Annotated in this window: 5 protein-coding genes; 2 read left to right on the top strand and 3 right to left on the bottom strand. The window is 70.6% G+C overall.

Translation table 11 applies throughout. The annotated features are described in order from the left end of the window. Positions 1-147 precede the first annotated feature (147 nt). The 3 genes from JOE46_RS09565 to JOE46_RS09555 are packed head-to-tail and all read right to left on the bottom strand — an operon-like array spanning position 148 to position 5,338. Positions 148-1,581, bottom strand: coding sequence for an HAD-IB family hydrolase (locus JOE46_RS09565; RefSeq protein WP_209927044.1), 1,434 nt, complete (start codon positions 1,579-1,581; stop codon positions 148-150). After that, the gene (locus JOE46_RS09560) at positions 1,578-3,869 is read right to left on the bottom strand and encodes a glycerol-3-phosphate 1-O-acyltransferase (RefSeq protein ID WP_209927042.1); all 2,292 of its coding nucleotides are present in this window, start codon (positions 3,867-3,869) and stop codon (positions 1,578-1,580) included. Before JOE46_RS09560 ends, JOE46_RS09565 begins: the two co-directional genes overlap by 4 nt. Then, on the bottom strand, positions 3,866-5,338 hold the full coding sequence (locus JOE46_RS09555) for a wax ester/triacylglycerol synthase domain-containing protein (protein WP_209927041.1): 1,473 nt from the start codon (positions 5,336-5,338) through the stop codon (positions 3,866-3,868). Before JOE46_RS09555 ends, JOE46_RS09560 begins: the two co-directional genes overlap by 4 nt. Positions 5,339-5,782: 444 nt before the next feature. Here JOE46_RS09555 and JOE46_RS09550 point away from each other — a divergent pair, with 444 nt between their 5' ends. Together JOE46_RS09550 and JOE46_RS09545 are read left to right on the top strand one after the other, a co-directional pair. Continuing rightward, a complete protein-coding gene (locus JOE46_RS09550) occupies positions 5,783-24,514 on the top strand; it encodes a non-ribosomal peptide synthase/polyketide synthase (RefSeq protein ID WP_307861266.1) in 18,732 nt (6,243 codons plus the stop codon). Then, positions 24,511-25,395, top strand: coding sequence for a glycosyltransferase family 2 protein (locus JOE46_RS09545; RefSeq protein ID WP_209927039.1), 885 nt, complete (start codon positions 24,511-24,513; stop codon positions 25,393-25,395). Before JOE46_RS09550 ends, JOE46_RS09545 begins: the two co-directional genes overlap by 4 nt. Positions 25,396-25,420: the final 25 nt, after the last annotated feature.

Below are 25,420 nucleotides of genomic sequence, written 5' to 3'. Positions count from 1 at the left end.
CCGCCCCGACCCACATCGGGCACGAAGGTACGGACGAATTATTAGCGAACCTTAAGAAATGGGAGCCCTCCTGGGGCAACCCGAAATCGGCGAGTTCTACATCACATGGGTGCGCCTGCCCGATGGGGACCGGGTGGCGATCCGGCCCTACTGGTGCCCGTCGTGCAGGCATTCCTCGAACAGCGTCCGCACCTCGTCGACGTGCTTGTCGAGCGTCTCCACGGTCCAGTTCTCGGTGCTCACCGGCTCCAGCACGTCCACGTACACCGTGCCCGGATGTGCGACAAGTGAGTTGCGCCACATCAGTTCTCCGGCGTTGTGGATGACGATCGGCACGATCGGCACCCCCGCCTGGATCGCCAGGTGGAAGCCGCCCTTCTTGAACCGGCCGAGGCGCGGCGTCACCGTCCGGGTCCCCTCCGGCGAGATCGCGATCGAGATGCCCGACTTCAGCTTGTCCACCGCCGGCGCCAGCGCGGCCTTCGCCTTCTCGCTGTCCGACCGGTCGATGTACGCCACGTCCAGCAGCGCGCCGATCGGCACGAAACGCGGATCGCGGGACGCCTCCATCTTCGCCACCCCGGTCACGTCGCGGCGGATCACGCCGCCGACGATCAGCATGTCCAGGGAACTGGTGTGATTGAACATGAACACCGCGGGCCGATCGCTCCACGCGTTGTCCTTGCCGCTGATCTTCACCGAGACCCCGCAGATCGCCAGGGCCAGGTCCGGGCCGAAGGTGCCGACGAGGTTCGCCGCGCTCTGCCGGTTGCGCAGCACCAGCCCGGCCGCGCCGCCCGCCACGGCCGTCGCCATCAGCGCGCCCACCGCGGTGGAGGTCCGCAGCACCGACACCGGATCGGCGCCGAGCTGCGGCTTGCGCAGGTTCACCACCGGCCAGCCCTTCCGCTGGGCGACGCCGGTCAGCTTGCGGTCCGGGTTCAGGGCCACCGGATGGCCCACCGACTCCAGCATCGGAATGTCCTCGCCGCCATTGGAGTACGCGAAGCTGCGGGACAGATCGGCCTCCTTCCGCTCGGCATACGAGCGCAGCGCGTCGGCCTTCGCCTGCCCCCACAGCGGCGGCGTGCTCAGCTCGCCGGTGAGCATCCCGTCCACCACCTCCGGTTCCGTCGACAGCACGTCCGCGATGTCGAGGTCCGCCGCCACCCACTGGGCTTGGTACGGGGTGGCGGAGGTTGCCATCACGATCGTGTGGCCGGCGCGCCGGTGCGCGGCGAGCAACCCGCGGACCTCCGGGTAGATCATCCCGGCGATCTCCTGCCGGAACAGCCGCTGCCCCCACTCGCGCAGCTCGTCGTCCATCCGCCCGGCCAGGGCCTGGACCCCGATCCGCATCAGCCCGCCGACGTCGGCGCCGCGGAACTGGGTGTCGATCGCCGCGCCGGTGGTGCGCAGCAGCTCGGCGAGGCTGATGTCGAAGCGGCGCAGCCGATCCCGATACACCACGCTCGCGGAGTAGCCGCTGATCAGGGTGCCGTCCAGGTCGAACGCGGCGAGGGTCCGCGGGCCGGGCTCGGCGGCGGCGATGGCCTTGTGCAACGCGTCCACATCGCTCACAGATCACGCTCCTCGGGCGAAGTGCTGGGCTCCCGGAACTGGTCGAGGCGCCCCTGGGTGAGGCCGCGGATGTGCCGTATCCGGGCGACCAGGGTGCGGATCTCGGCGGCGAATGCCGTCCGCCGCCGCGCCAGGTCGCCGTCGGCGTCCCAGTCGGCGGCCTCGACCAGATTGCGGTTGCGTGCCAGTTTCAGTGCGGTGCCGAACAGCTCGCTCGAGATGGACTCGCTGCTGGCGATCTGCTGGCGCAGCCGGCGCTGCTCGGCCAACGCGAGACACGTTGTGATGAAGTCCTTCTCGTTGAACTTTCCGGACAACGGGGTGTGGACCAGCTGATCCGCCACCACCTCGTAGGCCTCCAGGAATGGTTGCAGGACCCGGTGCGCCAGGTAGGGGCGTACCCGGTCGAGCATCTTCTCGGCCAGCTTCGGATCATCGAGGTTGCTCTCCCACGTCGGGTCGATCAGGCCCATCTCCCGGCGCATGTCGTGCTCGAAGGTGTCCCGGTCACTGAAGAAGAACTCGAACTTGAGCAGATCGCGGATCCGCTTCGCCTCGATCCAGCCGTCGACCTCCAGGTTGCCGTACTGCGCTTCGATGGCGCCCAGCAGCACCAGCTCCGTGATCGCCCGGACCACGAAGAAGTGGATGGTGTTGTTGCGGTAGAACGCCGCCACCAGGTGCTGGTCCTTGCCGAGGTAGTAGACGCGCGTGCCGCCCTTGTCGAAGCACTGCAGCACACCGGATTCGACGTGCGTGTCCAGGGCCTTGCGGTACACCTGCGGGTTCTGCAGGTCCACACCGCCTGCGGTCGGTAGCGAGCGGGCGGAGATGTAGTCGACCAGTGGCGTGAGGATGAAGGCCAGCTCGGGGACGGTGAGCGCGCGGTCCTCGATGCCGAGGAAGGCGAGCATGACCAGTGACGACACCGTGATCGGGGTGACCTCGTTGATCCGATGGCACACCTCGAACGCGGTCTTCTGAATGGCCAGCCGCAGGTCCTTCTCGCCGCCGAGCGACTCGGCGAGCGAGAGCGGCCGTCCGATGGTCACGTGCGCCACGCCGTGCCGCTTGCCCTGGGCGCGCACGTAGCCGACCATCCAGCGCAGGCTCTCCTTCGTCTTCGCCTCGCCGTGCGCCTCGGCGGCCATCGCGCTGACCTCGTAGAGCTGGTCGTAGGTGAGCGAGACCGGTACCAGGTAGACGTCCTTGATGCCGCTGGATTGATAGGCCTTGGTCAGATAGGTGAGCAGCCCGAAGCGCGGTGGCCGCAGCTTTCCGGTGCGGCTGCGTCCGCCCTCGATGTACCACTCGAGGTTGAACCGCTTGATCAGCAGATAGCGCATGTACTCGCGCAGCGTCCACTTGTAGACCTCGTCGCCGTCGAACTTGCGGCGGATGAAGACGGTGCCGCTGCGCCTGCTGATCGGCCCGATCGGCCAGAAGCTGACGTTCAGCCCGCCCATCACGTGATTGAGCGGCAGGTCGTTCGCGAGCAGCGCCGGCCGCAGCACCAGCGGATCCAGGTACGAGCGGTGACTCGGCAGGAACACCAGCGAGTGCTCCCGGTTCAGCTCACGCAGTTCCTCGAACCGTGAGGTGTCGACATCGAGCCGGTAGGCGCGGGAGAAGTAGCGGCCCAGCCGATCCCACAGGGCGATCGCCCGCCTGCTCTGCGCGGCCACCATCTCGCCGAGCGCCTCCCTGGCCCGCTTGTCGACCTCGGCCGGCGGGACGTTCAGCCGCAGGGACAGGTCGCTGATGCCGGCGTGGAAGCGGGCGGTGTCGGTGATCTCCTCGGTCACGAACCTCGACACCTTGTACTGATTGCCGAGCAGGGCGCGCTCGGACCGTTCCAGCGCGAGGGCGGCCTGCCTGCGGATGTATTCCGGCAGCGAGCCGCCGCCGCTCTCGTCGAGCCTGCGCTTGAGGTCGCTGAGGGGGGCGGGCTCGCCCTCGATCACCTGGCAGCGCGCCGGGTCGCTGCGCAGCACCCGCCGCTGTGCGCCGTGGCCCGGGTGCAGCGGATCCCTCGGGGACAGCGCATCCCGCAGTCCGGGTCGATGCCCGTTGTCGGGCGGTGGCAGCCACACCACGCGCACGGGGGTGAGCATCGGGTCGTCCTGCCTGCGGGTGAGCTCGGCCAGCGACTGGCTGCCGATCGGCACCGCGGTCGCGGGCTGCCCGGTGTCGGTGGGTCGGCGGCTGAGCCATGACCGCAGCACGTCGTCCTCGGCCGCCGTCACGGTCTCGGTGAGATAGACCCGAGGGTGCTGCGTGCTCGTCATCGTTGCGTCCCTTCGTTCGGGCCGGCCAGTGCGACAACCTCGTCCAGGCTCTCCTGCAGGCAGCGCATGAACAGTTTGGGAGCGGTGACCGCTGCGGTGTCGAGGTTGACACCGATGCAGCAGGTGCCCACGTGCGAGACCAGGGTTGCCATCACCGCGCAGCCGGGTGCGGGACCGAACGGGAACATCCGCTCGATCCGGGCCCCCGCGAGATACACCGGGACCGGGACGCCCGCGACGTTGCTGGCCTGCAGGTCGAGGCCGGTGGACTGGGACAGGTACCACTCGGCGAGCAGCCAGTTCGGCAACCGCTTGAGCACTGGAGCGGCGAGGTCGATCGCGTCGATCGCCGGTTCCTCGCGCAGTCCGAGGACGATGGCGCGCACCTTCTTGATCCGCTCGACCGGGTCCGCCTCGGCGGCGGGCCCGGCGAACCGGACGGCCGCGAACCGATTGCCGCCCGAGGGGTCCGAGGCCGCCCGCATGTTCACCGGCATGCCCATCGGGATCGGGCCGATCTGCTGGCCGTGGGCCTGCGCGTAACGGCGGAAACCGCCGAGCAGCGCGGCGACGTACGCGTCGTTGATCGAGCCGTGCGCGGCGCGGGCGGCGGCCTTGAACTCGGGCAGGCCCACCTCGAGTACGCCGAACCAGCGACCGAGCCCACGCCCGCGCAGCAGTGGCAAACCCGCCGCCGGGGGAGGGGTGACGATGCGGCGCAGCGAATTGGCATAGCCGAGTGCGTCGCTCGCGGCGCCGATCGGGTCGGCGAGGGCGCCCACCGCGGCCCTGGTCGCGCCCGTGATGAGCCCGGTGATCCGGCCGGGCGCCTTGCGCACCTCCGTCATTACGTCCTGGCCGAGCGCCTCGAAGTGGGAGAGGTGCTCGGGCGGCGCGGGCAGCCGGTCCGGCTTGTTGGGGCTGGGCGCGGACCGGCGGCTGTGCAGCAGCGTCATCATCCGGATGCCGCCCATGCCGTCGGTCATGCTGTGGTGCGTCTTGACGACATACACCGCGCGGCCGTCGTCGAGGCCCTCGATGAGCATCGCCACCCACGGCGGCCGAGCCTTGTCGAACGGCTCGGTGCCCATGTGCCTGCAGATCCGCAGCGCGTGGTTGAAGTCGGCAGGCGCAGGCAGCCGGATGCGCCGCAGGTGATAGCCGAGATCGAACTCGGGGTCCACCGACCACACCGGGTTGCCGAGACCGAACGCGGGCTCCACCGCGCGCATCCGGATCCGGGGGACGATGTGCGAGGCCCACTCGTGCGCCCGCACCAGGCGATCCCAGTCCGGCGGGCGATCGAGGAGGTCGACCGCGACGATGGGGGTGCGCAACCGTGGCTGGGACTCCTCCATCCGCCACATGCCGGTCTCGAGGTCGGACATCGACCGGTCCCAGCCGTCCGCGACGGCGGACAGGTCGACGTCGACCGCGCTCGGTGGTATCTGCGGAACGCCGTCGGTCATGCCCGCACTCCCTCGGTCGTCGAGTCCTCCCGCGGTTGGCACTCCCGGCGCAGAGCCAGCGGAGCGCCCACAAAGCCAGTGTGGACCCGTCGGGTGGGGGACGCACAGGGTTTCGGGGCCCCGGTGGCCACTGGTACGGGTGGTTACTCGGCGACCCGGATGTTCTCGTTCCAGCGCGCGGGTCCTTCCCCGAGTGACCGCGTCATCATCCGGTGGGCTCTACGCTGTCAGTGCCGACACGTCGAGGTCGGTTTGACCACTTGTTTAACGGTAGGTGATGCGCATTACACATGTGGTGACCTGGTGATATATGGCGAGAGTGCGAGTTCGGGACTGCCCGGCGGTTCCGGGCGATCACGCTCGGCACCTCAGTTGGTCGGGCGTTCATCCGATCGGCCGCGCCGCGACACATGCATCGCCTAACGTGCACATGTAGTTGCTCTATTGAGGGGTCGGATTTTGTCGTTGGAACGCGGGCCCGTCGGGGGTCAGGGTGCTGCAGGCTCCACCGAGGAGCGCTCAACCTCCAGGGGTGAGTTGTTTCCACTTTCGGCAGCTCAGCGTGGTATTTGGTTTGCGCAGCACCTGCTCGGGGACGTGCCGATCGCGATCGCGCAGTACGTCGAGATCGTCGGCGACCTCGACATCGAGGCCCTTGCCGATGCCGGCGCCACCGCCGCCCGTGAGATGGGCACCGGCATGCTCCGCATCACCGAGGTGGACGCCGAGCCCTTCCAGCAGATCGACCACTCCCTGCGGGACCGGATGGCGCAGGTCGATTTCCGCGGCGACGAGGATCCGCACGCCGCGGCCCAGGCCTGGATGCGTGCCGAGTACAGCGCGCCGATGGACCTGCTCTCGGACCGGCTGATCGAGTCGGCGACCCTGCGCGTCGGCGACGACCATTACTACTGGTACTCCCGCATTCACCACATCGCGCTCGACGGCTTCGGTGCGATGACCTTCATGGGCCGCACCGCCGAGCGGTACACCGCGATCGTCGAGGGCCGCGAGCCCGACGAGCTCAGGGCCACCGCGCTGCCCGACATCAGTGCCGAGGAGGCGACCTACCGTTCGTCCAGCCGGTTCGAGAAGGACCGCGAGCACTGGGCGGAGCGGGCGCGCGACCTGCCGCCCGCGATCAGCCTGTCCGGCCGCACGGGCCCGGTCGGGCCCTCGTCCCTGGTGATCAGCGGCCCCCTGCCGGCCGCGGCCGAGGCCGCCGTCGCGCGCGTCGCGGACCGTCAGCCCGGTGCCTCGCTGGCGACGGTCGCGGTCGCAGCCGTCGCCGCGTACCTGTCCCGACTGACCGGTGAGGACGACATCGCGCTGAGCCTGCCGGTGTCCGCCCGCACCACCGCCAAGCTCCGTCGCTCCGGCGGCATGGTGTCCAATGTCGTGCCGCTGCGGCTGGCGGTGGCCGACGACACCACCCCGACCGATCTGATCGGCGCCGTCGCGCTCGAGCTGACCGGCGCGCTGCGACACCAGCGGTACCGGCACGAGGACATCCGGCGCGACGCCGGGTCGGGCGGGGCCAGGCGCGGCTTCTTCGGACCCGCGATCAACATCATGATGTTCCACAGCGAGATCCGGCTCGGTGAGCTGATCGGCCGCCTCAACGTGCTCACCACCGGGCCCGTCGAGGACATCTCGGTCAACATCTACCCGAGCGTGGCGGGCAGCCACGCGCACATCGACTTCGAGGCCAATCCCAATCTGTATTCGGAGGAGGAACTGCGCGGGCACCACGCACGTTTCCTCGAGTTCTTCGCGGCCTTCGCCGCGGCCGAGCCCGACGCAGCCGTCACGGCCCTCGAGGTGCTGCACCCGGACGAGTACGCCGACCTGGTGCCGTTCCGCGGTCCGGCGGCCCTGCCCGCCCGCACGCTGCCGGACCTGCTGACGGCAGGGTTCGCCGCGAACCCGGACGGCATCGCGATCTGGACGACGGAGACCGAGGTCAGCTACCGGGAGCTCGAGGCCAAATCGAACCAGCTCGCGCGGTTGCTCATCGATGCCGGAGCGGGGCCCGAGACCTTTGTCGCGCTTGCGTTCTCGCGTTCCGCCGACGCGCTGGTCGCGTGCTGGGCGGTAGCGAAGGCGGGGGCCGCGTTCGTCCCGATCGACCCGAAGCTGCCCGCCGACCGGATCGGCCACATGCTCGACGACTCGGGTGTGCTGCTCGGACTCACTGGTGCGGACCGGGTCTCGCTGCTGCCGGATTTCGTCGACTGGATCGTCCTCGACGACAGCGCCGTCCGGCGCCGGTGCGAGTCGCGTTCGGCGTCACGGATCTCCGACGCCGACCGAGTGGCGCCGCTCGTGGTGGAGAACACCGCGTACATGATCTACACCTCCGGCTCCACCGGTGTGCCGAAGGGCGTGCTCGTCACCCACTCGGCGCTGGTCGACTTCGCCGCCGGCTCCCGCGACGAGCTGCGGGTCTCCGCTGCCTCGCGGGTGCTGCGGTTCTCCTCCGCCAGCTTCGACGCCTCCGTCTTCGAGATGATCCAGGCGTTCAGCGCGGGGGCGACCATGGTCGTCGCGCCTGAGCAGATGTTCGGTGGCGACGAACTCGCCGAACTGTTGCGGGAGCAGCGGGTCACCCACATCTTGTCGGCGCCGACCCTGCTCAGCACCGTCGAGACGAAGGGTCTCGAACACCTCGAGGCCGTGGTGGTGGGCGGCGACATCTGCACCCCCGACCTGGTCGAGCGGTTCGCGGAGGTCTGCCGTTTCACCAACAGCTACGGTCCGACGGAGACCACCATCGTCATCACCACCGGCGATCCGCTCGACGGCAGCACGCCGATCACGATCGGCCGCCCGATCCAGGGCGCCGAGGTGATGGTGCTGGACCGCAAGCTGCGGCCGGTTCCGGTCGGCGTCGTGGGTGAGCTGTATCTGGCGGGCGCCGGGTTGGCCCGCGGCTACCATCGACGCCCCGAGTTGACCGCGGACCGGTTCGTGGCCAACCCCTTCGGTGCGCCCGGCTCCCGGATGTACCGCAGCGGTGACGAGGTCCGCTGGACCGCCGATCACCAACTCGACTTCGTCGGCAGATCCGATTTCCAGGTCAAGATCCGCGGCTTCCGGATCGAACTCGGCGAGATCGACGCGGCGCTGCTCGCCCAGGACGGCATCGACTTCGCCGTCACCATCGCCTACGAGACCGCCAGCGGCAGTACGGCCCTGGTTTCTTATGTGCGGCCGGAACCGGGCGTCGACATCGACCCGGGCGCCGTCACCGCGCGACTGGCGGAGTTCCTGCCCGCGCACATGGTGCCGGCCGCGGTGATGCCGCTCGAGCAGGTGCCGCTCACCTCGGCGGGCAAGCTGGACCGGCGGGCGCTACCCGAGCCGGTCTTCGGCTCGCGCGACCAGCAGTACCGGGCGCCGAGCACCGACGCCGAGCGGCTGATCGCGGGTGTCGTAGAGGAGGCGCTCGGTCTGGACCGGCTGAGCGTGGACGAGTCGCTCTTCGCGGTCGGTGCGGACAGCATCATCGCGATGCAGATCGTGGCCCGCACCCGTGCACTGGGACTGAGCTTCACCGCGCGGGAAGTGTTCGAACGCAAGACCGTTGCCGAGATCGCCAAGATCGCGGTGCCTGTGACCGCGGCGCCCGCCGTGGCACTCACCGAGCTCGAGGGCGGGGGAGTCGGGTCGGTGGCGCTGACCCCGATCGTGACTTCGCTCCTCGATCGCGGCGACTTCGACGCTTTCTACCAGTCGGTGCTGTTGACCCTGCCCGAACAGGTCGACGGCGACCGGCTCCGGCGGGCGCTGCAGGCCGTCCTCGACCGGCACGACGCGCTCCGCTCACGCCTGCGCCGCGACGTCGGTGGTGACTGGGTCTTCGAGACCGGCGCGCCGGGAACAGTCGACGCGCCCGCGCTGATCACTCGCGTGGTGACGCCGAGTGTGCCCGGCAGCCCCGCCTTCGACGAGTTGGTCCTCGCCGAATGCGGCGCAGCCGCAGCGCGTTTGGATCCCACGGCCGGGGTCATGGTCCAGCTCGTGTGGCTCGACCCGCAGGAGTCCGCCGGCCGACTGCTCGTGGTGATCCACCACCTCTCCGTCGACGGGGTGTCCTGGCGGATCCTGCTTCCGGACCTCGCCACCGCCTGGACCCAGCTCGGCGCGGGCCTCGAACCGGAGCTTGCGCCGGTCGTCACCTCGCTGCGCCGGTGGGCGCACGGCGTGCTGGACTCGGCGCGCAAGGGCGACCACGCCGCGGAGCTGCCCCGGTGGAGCGAGATCCTCGAAGGCCCTGACCCGCAGCTCGGCCGCCGCGCGCTGGACCCCGCCCTCGACCGCGTCGGGGACGCGGAGCGGGTGCACGTCGAGCTCGCAACCGCGACCACGCAGAGCCTGCTCACCACCTTGCCAGGCGCATTCGGGTGCGGCGTGAACGACGGACTGCTGTCCGCTCTCGCCGTCGCGCTGACGGCCTGGCGCCGCGACCGCGGGATCGACGGGTCGTCGGTGCTGCTCACCCTGGAGGGCCACGGCCGCGAGGAGGAGGCCGTCGCGGGGGCGGACCTGTCCCGCACCGTCGGCTGGTTCACCAGCGCCTTCCCCGTTCGCCTCGAACTGCCGAGCGCAGATCTGGACGACGTGCTGGCGGGTGGCCCCGCGGCGGGCACGGTGATCAAGGCGGTCAAGGAGCAGCTTCTCGACGTGCCCTCGCGCGGAGTCGGATTCGGCGTACTGCGTCATCTCGACGCGGAGGCGGGCGCAGTCCTTGCGCCGCTGCCCGTGCCGCAGATCAGCTTCAACTACCTCGGCCGGCTCGGCACCGGCCACCTCGGCGAGGCGCTACGGCACCTCGGCTTCACCCCGGATCCCGCCGCACCGGACCTGAACGCGGGCAGCGGGCTCGCGATGACCGCGGCCGTCGCCGTGGACATCAACGCGATGGTCGTGGACGGCGCCGACGGCCCGATCCTGCGGGCGTCGTTCGCCTTCCTGCCCGGCCTGCTGACCGTCGAGGAGATCGACGCCTTCGCGGCGCTGTGGCGCCGCGCGCTCGAGGGCCTGGCCGGGCACGCCGAGCAGCCGGATGCGGGCGGACTGACCCCGTCGGACCTGCCGCTGGTGTCCGTCAGCCAGCACGAGATCGATCGCTGGCAGCACCGCTACCCCTCGCTGACCGACGTGTGGTCGTTGTCCCCGCTGCAGTCCGGCATGCTGTTCCACGCAACCCTGGCCGCGGAGACGATCGACGTCTACACCGCGCAACTCGTGATGGATCTGGCCGGCACCGTTGATCCCGCCCGCCTTCGCGGCGCTGCGAACGCGCTGGTGGCCCATCATCCGAACCTGCGCACGGCATTCGTCTACGACGACAACGGAATCGCCGCACAGCTCGTGCTCGATCAGGTGGACGTGCCGTTCGTTGAGGTCGACCTGACCGAGGTCGCGGCCGCCGGCCGCGAGGCCGAACTCCGGCGCCTGCTCGACGAGGAGCGGGTCGCTCGCTTCGCGATGGATCGGCCGCCACTGCTCCGGATGCTGCTGATCCGCACCTCCGCCGATCGGTGCGTGCTCGCACTGACCAACCACCACATCATCCTCGACGGCTGGTCGATGCCGCTGCTCGTGCGCGAGCTGCTGGTCCGGTACGCCGCGGGCGGCGCGGGACCGGCCCTGCCCGATGCCCGCCGCTACCGGGATTACCTGGAGTGGCGGGCGTACTGGGACTCCGACGAGTCCGCGCACGCATGGGCGGGCGTCCTCGACGGGGTCACCGAGCCGACGCTGATCGCGTCGGCGCAGGCCCCGGCCGCCGGGCTCGGCTTGCCCGGCGAGGTGGACGTCGCGCTGCCAGCCGGTCTGGTCGATGCGCTCGGCGAGCTCGCCCGTGCACACGGCGTCACCCTCAACACCGTCATCCAGACCGCGTGGGGACTGTTGCTGTCCCGCTTGCTCTCCCGCGATGACGTCCTGTTCGGCGCGACCGTGTCCGGTCGGCCCGCCCAGCTGCCCGGCGTCGAGGAGATCCTCGGACTATTCATCAACACCGTGCCGGTGCGGGTCCGGGTGGATCCGCACGCGACCGTCGCGCAGTTGCTGCGCCTGGTGCAGGACGAGCAGACCGCGCTGCTCGAGCACCACCAGCTGGGGCTCGCCGACATCCAGGCCGAGGCCGGTCTCGGCGCACTGTTCGACACCCTGACCGTCTTCGAGTCCTACCCGGTGGACCGGGCCGGCTTCGACGAGAACACCGACATCGCCGGCATGCGCGTCACGGGGCTGCAGGGCCACGACGCGACGCACTATCCGCTGACGCTGATGTCGATCCTCGACCCGCAGCTGCATCTGCACCTGCGCTACCGCACCGATCTGTTCGATCTCGTGGATGCAACCACGCTCGCGGATCGGCTGGCGCTGGTCCTCGGTGCGATGGCCGAGAACCCGGAAGCGACCGCGGCCGGTGTGGAGGTGCTCGGCCCCGCCGAACGCGAACTCGTGCTGCGGGCGTGGAACGAGACCGACCACGAACTCGAGCCGGCAACCCTGGTCGACCTGTTCGAGGCGCAGGTGGCCCGCACCCCTGACGCGAACGCCGTCGTGTTCGGCACCGATGCACTGTCCTACGCGGAGTTCGACGCCAGGGCCAACCGGTTGGCGCGTCACCTGATCGGCGCGGGCGTCGGGCCGGAGTCGCTGGTCGGGATCGCGATGCGCCGCTCGGTGGAGATGGTGATCGCGATCTACGCGGTGCTCAAGGCGGGTGGTGCCTACCTGCCGATCGACCCCGAGCAGCCCGACGAGCGGATCGAGTATGTCGCGGGGCTGTCCGCCCCTGTCCTGGTGCTCAGCACCGTCGCCGACCGCGAGTCGATGCCCGCGTCCGTCGCAACAGTCGCGGTCGACGAGCTGGACCTCGCCGATCTGTCTCCGTCGGCGGTGCGCGACGGTGACCGGGCGGCGCCGCTGCGACCGCATGCCACCGCGTACGTGATCTTCACCTCCGGCTCGACCGGCAGGCCCAAGGGCGTGGCGGTCCCGCATCGGGGGATCGTCAACCGGCTGCGGTGGATGCAGGACAGCTATCCGCTCGCCGGGGATGACGCGGTGCTGCTCAAGACCCCCGCGACGTTCGACGTCTCGGTGTGGGAACTGTTCTGGCCGTTGCAGACCGGGTCCAGGATGGTGATCGCGGAAGCGGACGGCCACCGCGAACCGGTCTACCTGGAGACCGCAGTCCGCGAGTACGGCATCACCACCATGCATTTCGTGCCGTCGATGCTCGAGGTGTTCCTCTTGGGCGCCGACATCGCCCGGTGCGGCTCGCTGCGCCGGATCTTCACCAGCGGCGAGGCGCTCGCGCCGGGCACCGTCGCGGCGCTGCACGGCCGCACCGATGCCGAACTGCACAACCTGTACGGGCCCACAGAGGCGTCGGTCGACGTCACCTACCACCGCACGGCGGTGGACGAGACGGTCGTCCCGATCGGGGCGCCCGTCTGGAACACCCAGACCTACGTGCTCGATGCAGGGCTGCGCCCGTCGCCCGTCGGTGTCGCGGGAGAGCTCTATCTCGCGGGCGTCCAGCTGGCCCGCGGGTATGTCGCGCGGCCGGACCTGACCGCGGACCGCTTTGTGGCCAACCCGTTCGGTGAGCCCGGCTCGCGGATGTACCGGACCGGTGACCTGGTGCGCTGGAACGCAACCGGGGAACTGGAGTACATCGGCCGCACCGACTTCCAGGTCAAGCTGCGCGGCCAGCGCATCGAGCTCGGCGAGATCGAGGCCGCGCTGCTGCGCGACGATCGTGTGGCCCAGGCCGTCGTGGTGGTCCGAGGCGACGGACCGGCGGGGGACTACCTGGCGGCGTACGCGGTGCCCGCCACCGGTTCCGGCCTCGACGATCAGGTGCTGGACACCGGCGCTGTGCTGGACGCCGTCGCAGGGGCGCTGCCGCGCTACATGGTGCCGTCCGTGCTGACGGTCCTCGACGCGCTGCCGCTGAACCCGAGCGGCAAGCTGGACCGCAAGGCGCTGCCCGCCCCCGAGTTCGCCGGTACCGCCGAGTTCGTCGCCGCGAGCACCCCCACCGAGCTGGCCCTGGCCGAGATCTTCTCCGGGGTCCTCGAATCCGCGCACCCGGTGGGCGCGACGGACAGCTTCTTCGACCTCGGCGGCAACTCGCTGGCCGCGACGCGGCTGCTGGCCAGGGTGAACGCCGAGTTCGGCACCCGGGTGAGCGTGCGCGAGCTGTTCGAGGCGCCGACGGTCGCCGGGCTGGCAGCCGTCGTGGATGACGTGCTCACCGGCCACGTGCACCGCCAGGAGTTGCTCGCCGGCCCGCGTCCCGACCCGATCCCATTGTCCCCGGCGCAGTCCCGGATGTGGTTCCTCAACCGGTTCGACCCCGCGTCCGGCGCATACAACGTCGCCGCCGCGCTGCGGATGACCGGGACACTCGACGTGTCCGCGCTCGCGGAGGCCGTCGCCGACATCCTCGAACGGCACGAGTCGCTGCGGACGGTGTACCCGGACTCGCCGTCCGGCCCCTACCAGCAGATCCTGCCGACATCCGAGGTGCTCGACGAGCTCGCGCTCGACTCACTCCGAGACGACGAGCCACTCGGGGCGGACGAACTGGCCGAGCGGGTCCGGGCCGCGGTGGCCTCCGGCTTCGACGTCACCGCGGAGATCCCGCTCGAGCTCACCCTGCTGACGGCCGGGCACGACGACCACGTGCTGGTGGTCGTGGTGCACCACATCAGCATCGACGGATGGTCGATCCAGGCGCTGGCCCGGGACCTGGTGCAGGCCTACTCCGCCCGCACGGGCGGGCAGGCGCCGTCGTGGACGCCGCTACCGGTGCAGTACGCGGACTACGCGGTGTGGAAGCGCGCAGTGCTCGGGTCCGAGGACGACCCGGACTCGACCGCAGCCCGCCAGATCGACTACTGGACCGCAGCCCTGGCAGGCGCACCCGAGGTGCTGGCCCTGCCGACCGACCGCCGACGACCCGCCGTGCCGTCCTATCGCGGCGGCACCGTCGAGTGCGAACTCGACACCGCCGCCTATGACGCGGTGAAGGCCCTCGCCCGGTCGACGAATTCGACGCCCTTCATGATCCTGCATGCCGCCCTCGCGGTGCTGCTGGCACGGATGAGCGACACCGCCGACATCGCGGTCGGCACCCCGGTGGCCGGCCGCGGTGAGCAGGCCCTCGACGATGTCGTCGGCATGTTCGTCAACACCCTGGTGCTCCGCACCGAGGTGGACCCGGCCCGGTCGTTCGCCGCGCTGCTCGAGCGGGTCCGGGCCACCGACCTCGCCGCATATGGCAATGCCGACGTGCCGTTCGAGCGTCTCGTCGAGGTGGTCAGCCCGGCCCGCTCGACCGCCCACCACCCGCTGTTCCAGGTGGTGCTCGCGCTCGAGGACGCCCGCGAACACACCATCGCCCTGCCCGGACTGCAGATCGCCTCGGAGCCGATCGATTTCGGGCTCGCCAAGTTCGACCTGCAGCTGACCGTGACCGAGCACTTCGACGGCAGCGGTGACCCTGCCGGTGCGATCGCCGCCTTCACGTACGCGCGGGACCTGTTCGACCGCCGCACCGTCGAGGGCTTCGCCGCGCGGTTCCTGACCATCCTGCGCGACGGCACGGGCGATCCGTCCCGGCCCATCGGCGACTTCGACCTGCTCGACGGCCATGAGCGCGCGACGCTGGTACCGGTGACGGGCCAGGCGCCCGCCGAGACCCGTACCCTGCCCGAACTGCTGCTCGAATCGATCCGGAACCCGCGCGACATCGCTCTGGTCGAGGGCGAGGCCGAGCTCACCTATGGCGAGCTGGACGAGCGCTCGAACCAGCTCGCCCGAATCCTCATCTCGCGCGGCGTCGGACCGGAATCCTATGTCGCGCTTGCGGTCCCGCGCTCCATGGAGTCGGTGCTGGCGTTGTGGGCCGTGGCCAAGACGGGCGCAGCCTTCCTGCCCATCGACCCGACCTACCCGGCCGAGCGGATCGCGCACATGGTCACCGATTCGGCTGTGGCCATCGGTGTCACCGTGACCGCACACCGGGGCGAGCTCCCGGACACGGTGTCCTGGATGTCACTCGACGACGAGGTCACGGTGGCGGAGCTGTCTCGCGCGGACGCCGAACCTGTCGGCGACGTCGACCGGCTCGCTCCGCTCCGGCCGGGGCATCCCGCGTACATGATCTACACCTCCGGCTCCACGGGCACGCCCAAGGGTGTGGTCGTGACCCACCTCGGGCTCGCCTCCTTCGTGGCCGAGCAGCGCGCCGACTACGCCGTCGGGCCGGATTCGCGCACCCTGCATTTCGCGTCGCCGAGCTTCGACGCATCGATTCTCGAACTGCTGATGGCGGTCGGCGGCGGCGCGGCGATGGTCGTGGTGCCGGTCGGCGTCTACGGCGGCGCCGAGCTGGCCGGGGTGCTCCGGTCCGGCCGTGTCACGCACGCCTTCGTGACCCCCGGCGCGCTCGCCACCCTCGACCCCGACGGGTTGGACACGATCGGCGTGGTCGTCGTCGGCGGCGATGCCTGCGAACAGGCACTGGTTCGCCGTTGGGCGCCGGGACGCCGGATGTTCAACGCGTACGGCCCGACCGAGTCGACCATCATGGCCACCCACCAGGGCCCGCTGGAGCCGGGCCTGCCGGTGCTGATCGGGGCACCGGTGGTCGGCACGGACGTGGTGGTCCTCGACGGGCGGCTGCATCCGGTGCCCGCCGGCGTCGCCGGCGAGCTGTACGTGGCGGGCGTCGGCCTGGCACGCGGCTACCACGGCCGGTCCGGGCTCACCGCGGACCGCTTCGTCGCGAACCCGTTCGGCGAGCCGGGTTCGCGGCTGTACCGCACCGGTGACCTGGTCCGCGCCAACCCGGCAGGCGAGGTGGAGTACCTGGGCCGCACCGACTTCCAGGTGAAGGTCCGCGGACACCGCGTCGAGCTCGGCGAGATCGATGCCGTGCTGGCCGGGCACGCGAGCGTGCAGGCGGCGGTCACCGTCGGCCATACCGGCGCCGATGGCGTGGTGACCGTGATCTCCTACGTGCTCCCGGTGCCGGGCCGGACCACCGACGCGGACACCCTCACCGCGCACGCGCGGGAGCTGCTGCCGGTCTACATGGTGCCGTCGGCGATCACCGTGCTGGACGAACTGCCGTTGACGCCTGCGGGCAAGGTGGACACCCGCGCGCTGCCGGAGCCGGTGTTCACGGTCCGCGAGTTCGTCGCGCCCCGCACCCGCACCGAGACCTCGGTGGCCGACGTCTTTGCCGAGGTGCTCGGCGTCGAACGCGTCGGTGCGGACGACGACTTCTTCGCGGTCGGCGGCAACTCGCTGAGCGCGACCCGGGCGATGGCCCGGATCAACGCGATCGCGGGCACCGGGCTGGGCGTGCGTGAGCTCTTCGAGGCGACCACGGTCGCGGCGCTGGCCGCCCGCGTGGACGGCGCGCAGCGCGAGATCGTCCGCCCGGAACTGGTGGCCGAGGCGCGCCCCGCGTGGGTGCCGCTCTCCGCCGCGCAGCAACGGATGTGGTTCCTCAACCAGTTCGACCCGACGTCCCCGGCCTACAACATCCCGCTGGCCGTCAGCCTCACCGGCGCCCTCGACGTGCCCGCGCTGGCGGCTGCCGTGCGCGATGTGATCGATCGGCACGAGTCGCTGCGCACGGTGTTCCCCGCCTCGGAGCAGGGCCCGCACCAGGTGATCGTGCCCGCGGCTCGGATAGATCTGGACCTGACCCCCGTCCCAGTATCGGGCAGGGACGAGCTGCGCGCCGCCATGGTGGCGTTGCTGTCGCAGGGCTTCGATGTCACCGCGGCGGTTCCGGTGCGCGGGAGCCTGTTCCGGCTCGCGGATCGGGAACACGCTTGCTCCGCAAGCTCCGCTCAGAAGCACGTGCTGGTGCTGGTGGTGCACCACATCAGCGGCGACGGCGCCTCGACCGTGCCGCTGGCCCGCGACCTGATGATCGCGTACTCCGCGCGGACCGTCGGGGAGGAGCCGTCCTGGCGGCCGCTGCCCGTTCAGTACGCCGACTTCGCGCTCTGGCAGCGGCGGGTCCTCGGCGACGAGGACGACCCCCTGTCCCTCGCCGCCCGGCAGCTCGCGTACTGGCGCGGCCAGCTCGCCGGTACCCCGGGCGTGCTCGAGCTGCCGACCGATCGGCCCCGGCCAGCCGTCGCGTCGTATCACGGCGCCCGCGCCGACCTGGAGATCGGCGCCGAGCTGACCGCGGCACTGAACGCACTCGCACGCGAACACAGCGCCACCCTGTTCATGGTGCTGCACGCCGCGCTGTCGGTGTTGCTCGCCCGGCTCAGCGGGAGCACCGACATCTCGGTGGGCACCCCCATCGCAGGCCGAGGTGAGCAGGTGCTCGACGATGTCGTCGGCATGTTCGTCAACACGTTGGTGTTGCGCACCGAGGTCGAGCCGGGCACCGCCTTCACGGACCTGCTGGCGACCACCAGGAGCACGGACCTGGCCGCGTACGGCCACGCCGACGTACCGTTCGAGCAGGTCGTCGACGCGGCGAATCCGCCTCGTTCGCAGGCGCACTCGCCGCTGTTCCAGGTGGGGCTCTCGCTCCAGAACCAGGGCGTCGGCTCGCTCGAGCTGCCGGGCCTCACCGTGGCCGCGCTCGACCCGGGTGTCGATGTCGCGAAGTTCGACCTGGAGCTCACCTTCCGCGAGCACGGCTCCGGCGGTGGCATGGCGGCCTCGGTGACCTACGCCGCCGACCTGTTCGACCGGGACACGATCGACGGGTTCGCACGGCGGCTGGTGCGGGTGTTCGAGTCCGTCGCGGCGGATCCGGCGATTCCGGTCGGCGAGATCGAGGTGCTCGACGCAGCCGAACGGCTCGCCGCCATGGCGGGCCCCGCGTTGCCCGCGCCGCCGGTGCGTACCCTGCCGCAGATCCTCGCGGCCGGTGCGGGAATCGACCCGGCGGCGGTGGCCCTGCGCTGCGCAGGCGATGTCGAGGTGTCCTATGCGGATCTGGAGGCCGAGTCGAACCGGCTGGCGAGGCTACTGCTCGGACGCGGCATCGGTCCGGAATCGTTCGTGGCCACTTCCTTTGCCCGGTCCGCCGAATCCGTGCTCGCCCTCTGGGCGGTCGCGAAGACGGGCGCGGCCTTCGTGCCGATCGACCCGGCGCTGCCCGCCGATCGCGCGCGGCACATGCTCACCGACTCGGGGGCGGTCCTCGGCCTGACCGTCGCGGCCGAACGCGATCGGCTGCCAGGCACGGTCGAGTGGCTTGCGCTCGACGACGTCGAGCTCACCCGCCAGCGGTCCACACTGCCCGCGGGCCCGGTGTCGGCCGACGAACTCGCCGCGCCGATCGACCCGGCGAGCGCCGCGTACATGATCTACACCTCCGGCTCCACCGGCGTCCCGAAGGGCGTGGTGGTCACCCACACCGGCCTGTCCACCTTCTGCGCGGACGTGCGCACCGAACTGGCCGTGACGAGTTCGTCACGGGTGCTGCGGTTCTCGTCGTCGAGTTTCGACGCCTCGGTGTTCGAGATGCTGGTCGGTTTCAGCGCAGGCGCCACCATGGTCATCGCGGCGCCGGGGATCATCGGAGGCGGTGAGCTGGCCGCACTGTTGCGGTCCGAGCGGGTCAGTCACATCCTGACCGCGCCCGCGGCACTCGGCACGGTCGACGCGGACGGGCTCGAGGACCTGCGCTCGGTGATGGTCGGCGGCGACGTCTGCCCGCCCGAGCTGGTGGCGAGGTTCGCGCCCGGCCGCAACTTCTTCAACAGCTACGGGCCCACCGAGAGCACCATCGTCATCACCGTGACGGCGCCGCTTGGCGAGGGCGACCGGATCACCATCGGGACACCGCTCGAGGGTGCCGGGGCGGTCGTGCTCGACCGCCGCCTGCGCCCCGTCCCCGTCGGGGTGGTCGGCGAGCTCTACCTCTCCGGTCCCGGTCTCGCCCGCGGCTACCACCGCCGCGGCGCGCTGACGGCGGCGAGCTTCGTGGCGAACCCGTACGGCGACGGCCAGCGGATGTATCGCACGGGCGACCTGGTACGCCGGACCCGTGACGGGGCACTGGATTTCATCGGCCGGGGCGACACCCAGGTCCAGCTGCGCGGCCTGCGCATCGAGCTCGGCGAGATCGAGGCTGCGCTGGTCGGCCGTCCTGGCGTTGCCCAGTCGGTGGTCGCGCTGCACCGCGACCCGCACACCGGGGAGAACCTGGTCGGATACGTGACGGCCGAGGCGGGCGTCGCGCTGGACCCGCAGGAGCTACGCACCGCGATCGGCGAGGCGTTGCCCGCTTACATGGTGCCGTCGGTGGTGATGGTGCTCGACGCGCTGCCGATCAACGCGACCGGCAAGCTGGACCGGCGCGCGTTGCCGGTGCCGGAGTTCGTGACCGACCGCGAGTTCCGCGGCCCGACCAATCCGGTCGAGGAGGCCATCGCCCGCGTCTACGCCGAGCTGCTCGGAGCGGAGCGGGTGTCGGTGGACGACAGCTTCTTCGAGCTTGGCGGCAACTCGCTGCTGGCGACCAGGCTGGTGGCCCGGGTGAACTCCGCCCTCGGTACGTCGCTGGCGATCCGCGCGGTGTTCGAGCATCCGACGGTGGCGGAGCTGGCCGTGCGCGCCGAATCCGCGTCGCTGGAGGCGGGCCGCATCCCGCTGGCGAGGATGCCGCGGCCGGAACGGATTCCGCTGTCCCTTGCCCAGCAGCGGATGTGGTTCCTCAACCGTTTCGACACTGCGTCCGCGGTGAACAACATCCCTCTCGCGCTGCGGTTGTCCGGCCGGCTCGACGTGACGGCGTTGCGCGCCGCGGTCGCCGACGCGGTCGAGCGGCACGAATCGCTGCGCACCGTGTACCCGGACGGCGATGACGGGCCGTGCCAGGTGATCCTGCCGACCGAACAGGCGGTCCCGGAGCTGGTGCCGGTCCCGGTCGTCGAGGACGAGGTGCTCGCCCGCGTGATCGAACTGGCGACCACCGGTTTCGATGTCACCACCCAGGTCCCGTTGCACGTGCAGTTGTTGCGGGTCAGCGAGACCGAACACGTGCTTGCGCTGGTGGTACACCACATCTCGGCGGACGGCTTCTCGATGGGCCCGCTGGCGCGGGACGTGATGGTCGCCTACGCGGCGCACCTGCACGGGGCGCAGCCGACCTGGGCGCCGCTCGAGGTGCAGTACGCGGACTACAGCCTCTGGCAGCGCGCGGTACTCGGCGACGAGCAGGACCCGGCCTCGGTGGCCGCGCGTCAGGTTGCGTACTGGACCGCCGAGCTTGCCGGCCTGCCCGAGCAGCTCGATCTGCCCGCCGACCGGCCGAGGCCCGCCGAACAGTCCTACCGCGGCGACACCTACGCGTTCACCCTTGACGCCCGCACCCACCGGGCCTTGCTCGACCTCGCCCGCGGCCAGGACGCCACGCTGTTCATGGTCATGCACAGCGCATTGGCGGTGCTGCTGAGCAGGCTCGGCAACGAGCCCGACATCGCGATCGGCTCGCCCATCGCCGGTCGCGGCGAGGAAGCGCTCGACGACCTGGTCGGCATGTTCGTCAACACCCTGGTGCTGCGCACCCGGGTCGGCCAGGACCAGCGTTTCAGCGAGGTGCTCGACCTGGCGCGCGCGAACGACCTGGCCGCCTTCGGCCACGCCGACGTGCCGTTCGAGCGGCTCGTCGAGGTGCTCAACCCGACCCGGTCGACCGCGCGGCACCCGCTGTTCCAGGTGGCGCTGTCCTTCCACAACCTCGAGCGCAACCGGTTCGCGTTGCCGGACCTCGAGATCGGGGTGCTCGACGCCGGGTTCGAGCCCGCGAAGTTCGACCTGCACCTGACGCTGGTGGACCGCCATGACGAGACCGGGGATCCCGCCGAGATCGCCGGGTCGTTCACCTACGCGACCGACCTGTTCGACCGGGACACCGTCGCACAGTTCGCGGCCCGGTTCGAGCGGATCCTGAGGACGGTGATCGCCGACCGGGACACCGTCGTCGGCGACATCCCGATCCTCGACCCTTTGCACCGCGAGGAGCTGGTGACGGGGCGGAATCAGACCGGTCACCCGGTGCCCGAGACGACGCTCGCCGAGATGTTCGACGCGCAGGTCCGCCGGACCCCTGGCGCGACCGCGACGGTGTTCGAGGGCGCGGAACTGACCTATGCGCAGTTCGACGCTCGGGCAAACAGGCTGGCCCGCGAGCTCATCGCCCGCGGTGTCGGTCCGGAAGCCCGCGTGGCGCTGGCCATCCGGCGTTCGGTGGAGCTGCTCGTCGCGATGTACGCGGTGGCCAAGGCGGGCGGCGTGTATGTGCCGATCGACCCGGACCACCCGGCCGAGCGCACCTCCTACGTGCTCGACTCGGCGCGGCCGGTGGCGCTGCTGACCACGACCGGCGTCTCCGTCACCCCGCCCGACGGGGTGGACCTGCTGCTGGTCGATGGCCTCGGCAGTGTCCTCGACGAGCACAGCGCGGCGCCGATCACCGATGCGGACCGGATCTCCCCGCTGCGGCCGGAGAACACCGCCTACGTGATCTACACCTCCGGCTCGACGGGCAGGCCGAAGGGCGTCGCGGTGCCGCACCGCGCCATCGCGAACCAGTTGCTGTGGAAGCAGTCCGAGTATTCGCTCGGGGCCGACGACGCGGTGATGCTGAAGACCGCGGCCACCTTCGACCTGTCGGTGTGGGAGTTCTGGTGGGCGTTGACCACCGGGGCGCGGTTGGTGATCGCGAAGCCGGGCGGCGAGCAGGACCCGTCGTACCTGGCCCGGTTGATGCGCGAGACCCGGGTCACCACAATCCATTTCGTGCCGTCGCTGCTGACCGCGTTCCTGGCCTCGGTTGGCTCGGAGCTGATCCCGTCGCTGCGCCGCGTGATCTGCATCGGCGAGGCGCTGCCCGCCGAGACGGTGCGCCGGTTCGCCGAGTTCAGCGATGCGGCGATGTTCAATCTGTACGGCCCCACCGAGGCAGCGGTGAGCGTCACCCACCACCGTTGCGGGCCCGAGGACGAGCGCACCGTGCCGATCGGTGTGCCCGAGTGGAACACCCAGGTGTACGTGCTCGATGCGCGGCTGCACCCGGTGCCGGTCGGGGTGCCGGGCGAGCTGTACATCGCGGGCGCCCAGCTCGCCAACGGCTATGCGGGTCGCGCCGACCTGACTGCCGACCGCTTCGTCGCGAATCCGTTCGGCCCGAACGGGTCCCGGATGTACCGCACCGGCGACGTGGTCCGATGGCTGGGCCGTGAGCAGGGCGTGCTCGACTACGTCGGCCGCAGCGACTTCCAGGTCAAGCTGCGCGGGTTCCGGATCGAGCTCGGCGAGATCGAATCGGCGCTGACCGCGCACCCGGCGGTCGACGCGTCCGTTGTCCTGGTGCACCGCGGTCCGCACGGCGCCGAGAACCTGGTGGCCTATGCGGTGCCCGCCGCGGGGGAGGCACCGACCGTGGAGTCGCTGCTGGCCTTTGCCGGCGAGCGGGTACCGAGCTACATGGTGCCGTCGGTGGTGGTGTTCCTGAGCGAACTGCCGCTCGGCGTGACCGGCAAGCTCGACCGGAAGGCCCTGCCCGAGCCGGAGTTCCTCAGCGCCAGCGCGTTCCGAGCGCCGACGACGCCGAGCGAACAGATCATCGCGGGCATCTTTGCGGACCTGCTCGACCGTCCCCGGATCGGCGCCGAGGACAATTTCTTCGACGTCGGGGGCAACTCGCTGCTCGCGACCAGGGTGACGGCGCGTATGGGTGAGGTCTTCGACGCCACAGTCAGCGTCCGCGAGTTCTTCGAGGATCCGACGGTGGCGGGGCTGGCCAGCCGGGTGGACGCGCACGACCCGAACCGGCCCCGGCTCGGGGCCCGCCCGCGGCCCGCGCAGATCCCGCTGGCACCCGCGCAGGAGCGGATCTGGTTCGCGAACCACGAGACCCGCAACGGGGACTGGAACATCCCGGTCGCGTTGCGGATCCGCGGCCCGCTCGATGTCGCGATCCTCGCGGCCGCCGCGCGCGACGTGGTGGCCAGGCACGAGGCGCTGCGCACCGTGTATCCGAGCACCCCGACCGGACCGGTCCAGGTGCTGGTGCCCACCGAGGACGCCGTCCCGGAGCTGAGGCGGGTGCCGGTGTCGGCGGAGCAGCTCGAGGAGCAGGTGCAGCGGTACCTGTGGGCCGACTACGACGTCACCAGTGAGCTGCCGTTGCGGATGCGGTTGTTCGCGCTGGGCGAGGACGACCACGTGCTGGCGATCGTGGTGCACCACATTGCTGCTGACGGCGCCAGCATGGGCGTGCTCACCCGCGACGTGATGATCGCCTACGCCGCGCGGACGGCTGGCGCCCTGCCGCAGTGGACGCCGCTCGAGGTGCAGTACGGCGACTACACGATGTGGAAGCACGAGGTGCTCGGCGATGTCGCGGTCGGTGGCAGCGAGGCGCACCGGCAGCTGCAGTACTGGCTGGGTGCGTTGGAGGGCAGGGCGGGGCGTCTCGAGCTTGCGGGGGCCGGGCGTGCGAAGCGGACGTCGGCGGGGGCAACCGCGCCCGTGTCGATCGACGCGGCCACCCACGCGGCGTTGCTGACGCTGGCGCACGAATGCCGGGCGAGCCTGTTCATGGTGATGCAGGCCGCGTTTGCTGTCCTGGTCAGCGACCTCGCGTCCGTCTCGGACGTCACGCTGGCCACCTCGATCGCGGGTCGCGACGAGGCCGCGCTGGCGGAGGTCGTCGGCAACTTCTCCGATGACGTGCTGATGCCGGTGACAGTCGAGGAGGGCGAGCCGTTCACCGACCTGGTCGCCCGGGTCCGCGACGTCGCGCTGGGCGCCTTCGCCCACCCGGACGTCTCGAACACTCGGCTGCAGGCCGCACTCGGGACACGGGAGCGGCTGTTCCAGGTCGAGTTGATCCTGCAGCCCGGCGGCGCGAGCATCGACGTCGACCTGGGCGGACTGCGGATCGAGGGGCACCCGTTCGTCACGGAGGTCGCCAAGCACGACATCGAGTTCAGTCTCAACGATCACTACGATGACGACGGCGCGCCCGCCGGCATCACCGGTGGGGCGCTGTACTCGACGGATCTGTTCGACACGGCGGCCGGGGAGCTGCTGGTGAAGAAGTACACAGAGATCCTGTGCACGGTGAGCAGGGGGACGGAATGAGGGAGCTGCCGAAGCTGGTGTCGGTCGTCATGCCGGCGTACAACGCGCGTGCGGTGATCGACACCCAACTCGAGGCGCTCGCCGCGCAGGACTACGCCGGCGAGATGGAGGTGGTGGTCGGTGACAACCGTTCCACCGACGGGCTGCGAGAACACCTGGCCGACCATCCCTTACGGGATCGGTTGCGGCTGCGGCGTGTGGAAGCTGCGGACGCGCAGTGCGCGTCGCACGCCCGAAACGTCGCGGCGGCGGCATCGGGTGGTGAGTTCCTGGCCTTCTGCGACGCGGATGATCGAGCGCACGTCGGCTGGCTGTCGGCGCTGGTGGAGGCCGCTCGCGAGGCCGACATGGTGAGCGGTGCGCTGGAGACCGGGTCGATCAACGCCCCCGAGGTCGCCGAGCGGGTATCCATCGAGGCGCCGGAGCGCGGCTTCGAGTTCCCTGGATTTCTCCCGTTCGCCAGCGGAAGCAACTGCGGTGTCTGGCGGGACGCCTTCGAGGCCGTCGGGGGATGGGACGAGTCGTTCCGCCGCGCTGGGGAGGACATGGACTTCTCCTGGCGTATCCAGCTCGCGGGATACACGCTCGGCCACGCCCCGACGGCGATCACCGCGTACCGGCTCAAGACCACCTATCGGGAGCTGTGGGACCAGAGCCTGTCCTACGGGGAGGTCGATCCGCGGCTGTACAAGCGGTACCGAGCCGCCGGGTTCCGACGGAATCTGCTCGCGCTACCGGTGGTTGCTGTGCTGTTGTTTATCCGAAACCCGTTGCTGCCCACCGCGGTCACGCGACTTCCACGCGGGCAGTGGTTGGCCTACCTGGCCCGTGCTTTCGGCCGGGTCCGAGGAAGCATCCAGCACCGCGTCTGGTTCGTCTAGATGTACTGACCGGAGAGGTTGATCG

This window comes from Rhodococcus sp. PvR099 (assembly GCF_017833315.1).
Taxonomy (GTDB): Bacteria; Actinomycetota; Actinomycetes; order Mycobacteriales; family Mycobacteriaceae; genus Rhodococcus_G; species Rhodococcus_G oryzae.
Note: the sequence above shows the minus strand (reverse complement) of the source record. Positions and strands in the feature narration are given on the sequence as shown.